This window comes from Pseudoalteromonas rubra, from assembly GCF_001482385.1.
Lineage (GTDB): Bacteria > Pseudomonadota > Gammaproteobacteria > Enterobacterales > Alteromonadaceae > Pseudoalteromonas > Pseudoalteromonas ardens.
Map to the genome: position 1 here is coordinate 3894157 of NZ_CP013611.1, position 11352 is coordinate 3905508.

The 11352-nt window shown below is 53.1% G+C and carries 1 protein-coding gene; it reads left to right on the forward strand.

Going from position 1 to position 11352, the window contains the following annotated elements:
* Window positions 1-15 precede the first annotated feature (15 nt).
* Window positions 16-11316: a non-ribosomal peptide synthetase gene (locus AT705_RS16840; protein WP_058797445.1), complete on the forward strand. Its 11301-nt coding sequence runs from the start codon at window positions 16-18 to the stop codon at window positions 11314-11316.
* Window positions 11317-11352 lie beyond the last annotated feature (36 nt).

Sequence of the window (11352 nt, forward strand, 5' to 3'; positions counted from 1 at the left end):
TTTAAGAAGAAAACAATGAATACAATTAAAAAGTTAATCATAGAACTAGAAAAACAGGGCGTCAGTTTTTATCTCGACAATGGCAAGCTCAAGTCAAAAGCCAGACAAGGTGCAATCACACCTCAGATAGCCGCTCAGGTAAAACAAAATAAGGCGGCATTGATTGAATTTTTAGCCTCAGAGCAACAGCAAAATACTCAGGTGCGCGCCAAAGTCACGCCCAGAGTCGCATCGGATATCGCGCCACTGTCTTTTGCCCAGCAGCGCCTGTGGTTTATCGATCAGCTCCATAAGGGCTCGGCGCAGTACAATATGCCGGCTGCCTTTGATGTCAGCGGCACACTGGATTTGACAGTGGTGGAAGCCGTGTTACAAACCATCATTGACCGCCACGAAGTACTTAAAACCGTTTATCGTGATGGCGAGCAGGGTGCGGAGCAGCTGATCCGTCGAGATGCCCGCTTCACCCTCAGTTATGACGATGTGCGGATGTGCAGTGAAGCGCAGCAGCAACAGGCCATCACCACAGCCATGACGCAACAGCTTAATCAGCCGTTTGATCTGACCCGCGACGTGATGATCCGTGCCGGGTATATTCAGACTGCAGACAACGAAGGCGTGTTGCTGTTCAATATGCATCACATTGCTTCCGATGGTTGGTCGATGCAGGTCTTGATTAAAGAATTTGTCCAGCTGTATCAGGCATACAGCCAGAAGCAAAGTAATCCACTGGCTCCTTTGGCCATTCAGTACGCGGATTATGCGCAGTGGCAACGGGATTACCTCAGTGATGCGTTGCTTGAACAGCAGCTTGAGTACTGGCAGCAACAACTGGCAGATGTGCCGCCGGTACACAGTTTACCGCTGGACTATCCGCGTCCGGACACCAAACAACATCAGGGTGCACAGGTTAAAAGCACGCTGAGCAAAGAAGTGGCACAGGGGCTGGCTGCGCTGGCTAAGGCCGAAGGATTGACGCCGTTTATGCTCCTTCATGGCGCTTTGTCTTTGCTGTTGTCGCGACACAGTAATGCCCGGGATATCGTCATTGGTACGCCGGTGGCCAACCGCATGCAGGCCGAGCTGGAGCCGTTAATTGGGTTTTTTGTCAATACCTTAGTTCTGAATGTTAATACCGCTCAGGCAACCCTGGCGGAGTATCTGGCACATGTTAAAGCCGTCCATCTGGGTGCGCAGTCAAACCAGGATGTACCGTTCGAGCAGCTGGTTGAGCAGCTGAATGTACCGCGCAGCACGGCGCACACACCGCTGTTTCAGGTGATGCTGACAACCCGCACCGATTATGGTCTGACCGGGGAAGTCGAAGACAGTGCCTGGTCGCTGGGTGGGGCTCAGCTGAGTCCTCGCAGTGATGGCTCGGTTGTGGCCAAGTTTGACCTGGATGTGAACATGGCGTTGAGTGAGACCGGGGTTGAGCTGTGCTGGACCTATGATACGGCCTTATTCAGCGAAGCACACATTGACACCCTTAATCGTCATCTGGGCACTTTACTGACGACGCTGACACACAGCGACAGTGCGAGTCTGCTTACGCAGGCACCAGGCACCCTGACCTTACTCTCTGATGCAGAGCAGCAGGCCTTGCTGGTATCACCAAATCAGAGTGAACAAAATTATGATGCCACACTGAGCATTCATCAGGCCTTTGAGCAACAGGCAGCGGCAGCGCCTGAAGCAACCGCGCTGGTGTTCCAGAACCAATCCATCAGTTACGCCGAGCTAAACCAGCGGGCCAATCAGCTGGCCCATTACCTGCTGAGTGAGCAGCACATCACACCAGGCACCCTGATTGGGGTATGCAGCAGCCGCTCGGTAGAGATGGTGGTGAGCATACTGGGGATACTCAAAGCCGGTGGCGCGTATGTGCCACTGGACCCGAACTACCCGGCCAGTCGCCTGAGCTATATGGCAGTTGATGCGGGCCTTAAGCAAGTGATTGGGTTTGGCAGTGGGCAGGCTGTGGCTCAGAGCCTGATGAGCGAACAAGCGGGCACCGCTATAGATATTGCGGCTCTGACGCTTGATGATTATCCGCTGCGCAATCCGGCTCTGGATGAGGTCAGCAGTGACAGTCTGGCTTATGTGATTTATACCTCAGGCTCAACGGGTCAGCCCAAAGGCGTGCTGACCCCACATCGCGCGGTACAGCGCCTTATTAGCACGCCGCATTTTATGACCCTGGACAGCGACACGGTATTCCTGCACAGCGCTAACATTGCCTTTGATGCGGCAACCATAGAGCTATGGGGACCCTTACTCAATGGCGGACGTTGTGTGTTGTATCCACAGGACCAGCTGGACATTCACGCACTCAATACGCTGATTGATAGTCAGGTCATTAACAGCATGTGGCTGACGGCGGGTCTGTTCAGTGAGTGGAGCCACCACTGTGACGGTCGCACTTCTCTGCGTTATGTACTGGCTGGCGGCGACATAGTCCACGGTGCTGATGTGATGCGGGTGCAGCAAGCACTGCCGCAGGCACAAGTCATCAACGGCTATGGCCCGACGGAAAACACCACCTTCAGCTGTTGTTACGCGATACCGACATTACATGAAAGCCAGGACATTGCGATAGGTACGCCGCTGAATGGCGATCAGGCCCTGGTGCTGAGCGATGACCTGAGTCTGGTGCCGTATGGCAGTGTGGGTGAGTTGTGTGTAGGCGGTGATGGCCTGGCACAGGGTTATCTGAATCAACCTGAGCTGACGGCCGAGCGCTTTATTGACAATCCATTTTATGACCCCGAGGTGGCAGGCAGCTCAAAACGCCTGTATCGCACCGGTGATTTAGTGCGCTACCTGACCGATGGCAACCTGGCCTTCGTGGGCCGTGCCGACGACCAAATTAAAATTCGCGGTTTCCGGGTTGAGCTGGGCGAGATAGCTCAGCAGCTGAGCCGCCAGAGTGACATAGACAGTGCACTGGTGCTGGCTAAAAACGGCCCGGCAGGCACCTATTTAGTGGCGTATGTCCAACCAGTTGAGATCATCGCAGAACAAGCACAGACTGAGTTTATGACTCAGACGCTGGCTACGCTGGCACAAACCTTACCGGATTACATGGTGCCTAAGTTGGGTGTGGTGATTGACGAATGGCCACTGACGGCCAACGGCAAAGTAAACAAAAAAGCCCTGCCTGAAGCCGACACCTCGGCATTGCAGGGCACTTATGTGGCGCCGCAGGGGGAGCGTGAGCAATTAATGGTTACGCTGTGTGGCGAATTGCTGGCACAGCCTGCCGAGCAGCTCAGCGTCACGGCAAACTTTTTCACTCTGGGCGGTCATTCCCTGTTGCTTATGCAGCTGGCCAGCCGACTCAGACAGCAAGGTTTTGAGGTGGATGCACAGGCGTTGTTCGCCGCTCAGTCCCTGCAAGAAATGGCACAGGGACTAAGCCTTGCCACAACAAGCGACGCAGATGAAAGCCGCAGCCTGATCCCGGCTGGTTGCACCGCCATTACGCCGGATATGGTGCCGCTGGCTGCACTGAGCCAGACCGAGCTGAACGATATCGCCGCTGAGATCCCTGGGGGCATGGCCAACATTCAGGATATCTATCCGCTGGCACCGTTACAGGAAGGGGTGCTGTTCGTGCACAGCATGGACCCGGAGAACGATCCCTATGTCACTAATTATCTTTATGAATTAAAAAGCGATGCGGCTCTGGCTCAGTTTACTGACAGCCTGAACTTTTTGCTGGCCCGTCATGATGTGCTGCGTACTGCCATTCTCTGGCAGGGTAAGCGTCAGGCATTGCAGGTGGTCCAACGCTCTGTGACGCTGCCGGTGACACAGCTTGCCTGTGCTGAGGGACTGAGTGCACAGCAAACCATCACCGCGCTGGCCGATGGTCCACAGTGGCTGGATCTGGCTCAGGCACCATTGTTACGCTTGCAGGTGTGTCAGGATCCGGACACGGGTTCCCACTATGCACTATTACAGGCACACCACCTGATCATCGACCATGTTGCCATGGCGGTGATCCAGGATGAACTACACAGTTACAGCGCAGGTAAGGCACAGAGCTTGCCTGCGCCGGCGTCTTACCGCCAGTTTATCAGCGATACCCTAGCGCGCATGGAAACGCTCGATATAGAAGGGTTTTTCTCTGAGTCGCTGGGCCATATCAGCGAGCCGACACTGCCTTTTGGGTTGCAGGATACTCAGGGCAACGGTGATACTATTCGAGAGCATAAAGTGGCTCTGAGTGACGCGCTGAGCAAGGCCATTCGGGCTTATGCAAAACAGCATGAAGTCAGTCCGGCGGCGATTTTCCATGCCGCCTGGGCACTGGTGCTGGGGGCTTGCAGCAACCAGCAGGAAGTGGTGTTTGGCACCGTGATGAGCGGTCGGATGAATGGCGGCGCCGGTGTAGAACGCCTGCTGGGGATGTTGATCAACACCTTACCCGTGGCGGTTGAGTTACAGGGGTCTTCGGTCGCAGACTTGATTAAAGACGTGGACAAACGATTGAAAGCGTTGCTGCCTTATGAGCAGGTATCGCTGGCACAGGCTCAGAAACACAGCGCGGTGGGCTCAGACGGTCCGTTATTCAGCGCGATGCTGAACTATCGTCACACCGAGCGGGACGAAACCGACACGCCAGCACAGGGCGGTGATATTCAGGCTTTGAGTGCACAGGAGCGCACCAACTACCCGTTTAACCTATCGGTGAATGATTATGGCGCAGCCCATGTGTTCAGCCTGGACTTACAAATTGATGAACAGGTAGAGATCAGCCGCATCGCAGAGTATGTGATTACGGCGCTGAGTAAGCTGACGGAAGCAACCCAAACACAATCAGTGAGTGAACTGAACGTCTTACCGGCGGATGAAGTGGCCAGGTTACTGACACAGGGTCAGCGCAGCTTAGGCTACGATGACACCGCCTGTATTCATCATTTATTTGAACAGCAGGTGGAAGCTGCACCCGAGGCAACGGCGATGGTGTTCCAGAACCAATCCATCAGTTACGCCGAGCTAAACCAGCGGGCTAACCAGCTGGCCCATTATCTGCTGAGTGAGCATCAGATCACACCTGAAACCTTGATAGGGGTCTGTAGTAGTCGTTCGGTAGAGATGATAGTGAGCATGCTGGCGATACTCAAAGCCGGTGGCGCGTATGTGCCACTGGATCCGAATTATCCGGCCAGCCGCCTGAGCTATATGGCAGCCGATGCGGGTCTGAAGCAAGTGTTCGGATTTGGCAGTGGTCTGACCGTGGCTCAGAGCCTGATGAGCGAACAAGCAGGCACCGCAATAGATATTGCGGCCCTTGAATTGGATGACTATCCACATCACAACCCGGCACTGGAAGAGATCAGCAGCGACAGTCTGGCTTATGTGATTTACACCTCAGGTTCAACGGGTCAGCCCAAAGGGGTGCAGCTTATTCATCAGGGGGCAGTGAACCTGGCTCACAACCAGCAAGCCCGTTTTGCTACCTGTGCCGACAGTAAAGTGTTGCAATTCGCATCCATCAGTTTTGATGCGGCGACCTGGGAGTGGCTGATGGCCTTGATCCCGGGTGGTACCCTGGTGATTGCCGACGAATCACAACGTACGGATGTACAGCAGCTCTCTGAGTTGTTAAAAACGCAGCAGATCACCCATGCGACTTTGCCACCGGCGTTGTTGTCGACCATGACGTTGCAGACAGATCTGGCGCTGCAATGTTTAATTGTGGCAGGGGAAGCCTGTGAAGAAAATGTGGTGGCACGCTGGCGGGCACATTATCCTTTCTATAATGCTTATGGCCCGTCGGAGACCTCAGTCTGTGCGACTGTGGGTGAAATCCTTGATGACACCATACATATCGGCACACCTTTGTGTAATGTTCAGACCTATGTGCTGGATCAGCAACAGAGCTTATTGCCTTACGGAAGCTTAGGCGAGCTGTATGTCGGTGGCGACGGCCTGGCGCGTGGCTATCTGGGTCAGCCCGAGCTGACGGCCGAGCGTTTTATAGACAATCCATTTTATGACCCCGAGGTGGCTGGCAGCTCGAAACGCTTGTATCGCACCGGTGATTTAGTGCGCTACCTGGCCGATGGCAACCTGGCCTTTGTGGGCCGTGCCGACGACCAAATTAAAATTCGAGGTTTCCGAGTTGAGCTGGGTGAGATTGCTCAGCGACTCAGTCAGCTGACTGATATTGACTCCGCGGTTGTGGTGGCCAAAAAAGGCGCATCGGGCAATGATCTGGTTGCTTATATACAGCCGACAGAGGTCGTCACAACAGAGGCTCAGAGTGATTTTATCAATGCGACTTTGGCACAGCTTGCCGCTCAGGTGCCAGAGTATATGGTGCCTAAGCTGGCGGTGGTCATCGACGAGTGGCCATTGACGGCGAACGGAAAAATTAACAAAAAGGCGTTGCCTGAGCCAGATAAGGCACTGCTGAAAAATGCATATTGCGCACCGAGAAACGACACTGAAAGCACGCTGTGTGATATCTGGCAGGATTTACTGGGCATAGAGCAGGTGGGAATACAGGATAACTTCTTTACGCTGGGTGGCGATTCCATCATTGCCATCCAAATGGTCGGGCGCGCCAGACAACAGGGCCTACATCTGAACGTGAAACAGCTGTTTGCGACGCCAAGTATTGCGACCCTGAGTGAACATGTTGAATTCAGCACTCGCATCAATGCGCAGCAGGATGCGGTGACCGGTGAGATGCCATTGCTGCCAATCCAGCAGCGCTTTTTTGCGGCAAACCGGGCTGCGCCAAGTCATTATAATCAGTCATTACTACTCAGCGCGCCGGGTAATATAACAGGCCACTTTTCTGAGCTGGTAAACGCATTAGTTGAACGCCATGACGCGTTGCGACTGCGATTTGCAGAGGTCGCTAGCTTTGTACCACTGTGCGACACGCAGGTGGCCAATATGCATCAGATAGTTGATTTGAGTGAGCTGAATGAGGCGGATTTCAGTGCTGAGGTTGAGCGTCAGTGTGATGCATTGCAGCGGCAGCTGGATATAGAAAAGGGACCATTGTGCAAGTTTGTGTATTTTTATGCTGGTGATGATAAGCCTGCACGGCTGTTTATGACCATTCATCACCTGGTTGTGGACGGGGTATCTTGGCGTATTCTGCTTCAGGATCTGGAAACCGCACTACACGCAATTGAAACTGCACAACCTATCCAGCTGGCGGAAAAAACCAGTTCTTATCAGGCCTGGGGCGAAGCGGTGAATGCGCTGGCGCAGTCCGAGGCACTGAGTGAACAACAGACTTACTGGCGTGACAGACTGTCGTTGTTCCCGGCTCAGTCTTCAGCCAAAGTAGCGGCCGAGCAGTGGCACAATGTGTCCTTCTCTTTGGATGAATCGGACACCCGGATATTACTGGCAGACTGTCAGCAGGTATTCCACAGTAATGTGGACACGCTGATGCTCAGTGCTTTCCTGCTGGCTTATCAGACCACCTTTGACAGGCCTTTGCTGCGTGTTGATATGGAAAGTCACGGCCGGGAAGAAACTGTGTTTGACGGGCTGGATGTGACCCAGACAATAGGCTGGTTTACCAATCTTTATCCGCTGATCCTCGGGGGTCAGCAAGATGACCTGATCGCAACCGTTAAATCGGTAAAACAGACGCTGCAACAACTACCCATGCATGGTTTAGGGTATGGATTATTAAAGCATATCCGACAGGACGCTGAGATCTGTGCTTTGGACAAGCGAAGTATTGACCAGGCAATCGTCTTTAACTATCTGGGTAAACTAGATAATGTGACGGGTACACAGGGTCGTCTGGCAATGGCGCAAGAATCGCGAGGCGCAGAGTCAGCCCCTGAGGAAGCCGACCTGCATCACTTAATGGTCAATGGTCAAAGTCAGGACAATCAGTTGAGATTTGACTTGAGCTTTGCGATGCCAAGTTATTCAGAGGCACAAATTGAGGCATTATCAGCCCGGTTTAAAGCGGTTTTACTTCAGCTGGTAGCCAAGGCCAAAGCTGGTGCTGAGTGCCAGACGCTGATTGTCGAGGATTTCCCGGCTGCAACACTGGAACAGGCTCAGCTGGACTCATTGCAAGCTCAATACTCAGATATTGAAAGAGTGTATGTGGCAACGCCGATGCAACAGGGGATGATTTACCATGACTTACTACAGCAAGATGCCAGTCTGTATACCACGTTGACACACTTTGAGCTTGATGGTGAGGTGGACACACCCGCCATGCAGCAGGCCTGGCAGAATGTGATTGCACGCCATGCAATCCTGCGCACCAGCTTCAGTGTGTTTGATGATGCAGATATTCATCAGGTGGTACATAACAATGCGCTCATTGAGATGGAAGTACTCGATTGGCAACATAAGTCCGCTGAATTACTGGAAACCCAGCTCAGCGAGTTGCATCACGCCATTAAAGCCAAAGGGTTTGATTTTAATTTGGCCCCGTTGATGAGTCTGACACTGGTGCGTTTGCCCGCGCAAAAAGCCCAGCTTATCTGGTCTCACCATCATGTCTTGACCGATGGCTGGTGTCAGGCCACCTTGTTCTCCGAGGTACTGGGCTATTATCAGAGTCTAACCGGTGGACAGCCTCTGACCTTGCCACCTGCGGCGAATTACGAGGATTATATTCAATGGTTATGTAACCAAAATAGGGGAGGTGCGCGGGCTTTCTGGGATGCTGAACTGGCAGGAGTTAGTGCACCGACTACGTTGCAGTTACCTGCTGCGGCCAGTGACGTTCCGTGTTATGACGAAATCAAATGGAGTTGCGATGAAACGCTTACCCGTCAGCTGAGTCAATTTGCGCAAAGTCAGCAGGTCACCGCGAATGCTGTGCTGCAATTAGTGTGGGCTTATACGCTGCACCGCTACAGTGCGCAATCGGATGTATGCTTTGGCACCACCTTATCTGGGCGTCCGCCGGAAGTGGCGAATGTGGAGCAAATGATAGGGCTGTTTATTAATACGGTGCCGGTCAGAGTGCAACTGGACCATCAGGCCAGTATTGGGGTTCAGCTACAGCAAATGCATAAGGCACATAGTCAGCGTGAACAGCATAGTTACCTGCCGTTGCCGGAGATATTAAGTTGCGGCGGGCATGGTATTCAGGGGGCAATGTTCGATAGCTTGTTTGTGTTTGAGAATTTCCCGGCCGATCTGCATGATACCGGAGCTCAGGCGCAGCGCAGCGGGGCAAGTCAGTTACAGGTGAACAATGCTGCATCGATTGAATACACCAACTACCCGGTTGCCATGACCGCCTCGATGCAGGGAGTATTGAGTTTACGACTGAGTTTCCATGGCCATCAGTATGATCGCGCCGATATGGAAGGCTTGCTGGGCCACTTTAATACGGCACTGAGTAACCTTATGTCACTTGATGCCACAGCATCGCTTGGCGAGATGGAGATTATGCAACCTCAGGAGCAGCAAGCACTGCTCGCAGCACCGAAAATAGCCTATGCCGATGCGCAGTTGCACAGCGTGATTGCGCAGTTTGACCACCATGCCCGCGTGACGCCTGAGCGTCCGGCGCTGGTCATGGATAATCAAACAGTCAGCTATGCGGAACTGGATAAGATGGCAACCACACTGGCTGCTCAATTAGTTCATGAATATGATATACAGCAGCGTGACCTGATAGGTTTATGTGTTGAGCGCTCAATCGACACTGTGGTGGGGGTTTTGGCAATTCTCAAAGCCGGTGGGGCATATGTACCATTAGATCCAAACAGTCCGGCAGAGCGTCTTAACTATATTATTAATGATGCCCACATTGCACTGTGTCTGGCGCAGCCTCAGTGTGCTGCGGCGCTCGACGAGGCGCAGTGTCAGGTGGTGAGACTGGATGGCAAGGCACTGCTGAGTCAGGACCTCGGCTCGACACTTGTGTTACCCGAAGTATTACTGAGCGACCCTGCCTATGTGATCTATACCTCGGGATCGACAGGGGCGCCGAAAGGTGTGGTACAGACTCATCGTAATATGGCACGCTTATTTGCCAGTGCTGCCGAGGACTTTTCATTTAGCAATCAGGACACCTGGTGTTTGTTCCACTCCTATGCATTTGACTTCAGTGTCTGGGAGATCTGGGGCGCGCTCATTCACGGTGGAAAATTGTTGATCCCAACCCATCATCAGACCCGTGATACGGCTGCGTTTGTTGAGTTATGTCAGCAGCACCAGCTCAGTGTATTAAATCAGACTCCGAGCGCCTTTGGGGTGTTTGCTGAGCATGTGGTTGCGCAGGATATCAGCCTACCGGCACTGCGCTATGTGGTGTTCGGGGGAGAAGCACTGCAAACACAGCATTTGCAAAGCTGGTGTCAGCACCCGGCAAATGCACAGGCCGAATTGATTAACATGTATGGGATCACCGAGACCACGGTGCATGTCACCTTTGCGCCTATTGCGCGCCAGGAGATTGACCAGATCCACATTGGCAGGCCGCTGGCGGATCAGGCTGTCTATATTCTAGATGCACAGCTGCAACCTGTGCCTGTGGGGGTCGTAGGTGAAATGTATGTCACGGGGGCCGGGCTTGCCGATGGTTATCTGGGCCGTGAGGCTTTGAGTGCCGAGCGCTTTATCGACAATCCTCATCGTGTCGGTACAGACTGCGAAAAACTGTATAAAACCGGAGACCTGGGTCGCCACCAGCGCGATGGGCGTATTCAGTTCATTGGTCGCATGGACGATCAGGTGCAGATCCGGGGTTTCAGGATTGAACTCGGTGAAGTCACGCATCAGTTAAGCAGTATCACCCATGTAGACAGTGCTGTGGTGATTGCCAGACAGAGCCAGGGGACTCAAGTGCTGCATGCTTATTTGAAGCTGGAACACAGTGTTGATGAGCAGCAGCATGCGCAGGAGGTTGAGCGTATCAAGCGAGAGGCTGCAGCTTTTTTACCCGCTTATATGGTGCCTGAACAAATGACGCTGATGCAGGACTGGCCACTGACGGTGAATGGCAAAATCGACAAAAAGGCACTGCCACAACCCGGCGAAGGGGTGTCGGGCAGCAAGCAGGTTGCACCGTCCACGGAGACTGAGTGTCAGCTGCGGGATATCTGGGCTGAGCTACTGGATTATGATGGTACGCGGATCAGTGTTAATCAGTCTTTCTTTGAGCTGGGTGGACACTCACTGAGCTTAATGAAGCTGGTACAACGTCTGCATCAGGTCTTTAACGTCACTGTGTCGATTAAAGAAGCCATTGAGCATGCACAAATCGATCAACTGGCGCAGCTCCTGGATAAGAAAATACTGGACTTGCAGCTGAGTGAAATTAACGAAGCTGAGCTGGACGAAGTTGAGTTCTAAGCGGTTATTCCCGGTTGCCAATGGCACCGGGATACG

Bases quoted from the DNA above. Each gene is read 5' to 3' on its own strand.
- AT705_RS16840 (WP_058797445.1), top strand. From the start codon at position 16: ATGAATACAATTAAAAAGTTAATCATAGAACTAGAAAAACAGGGCGTC.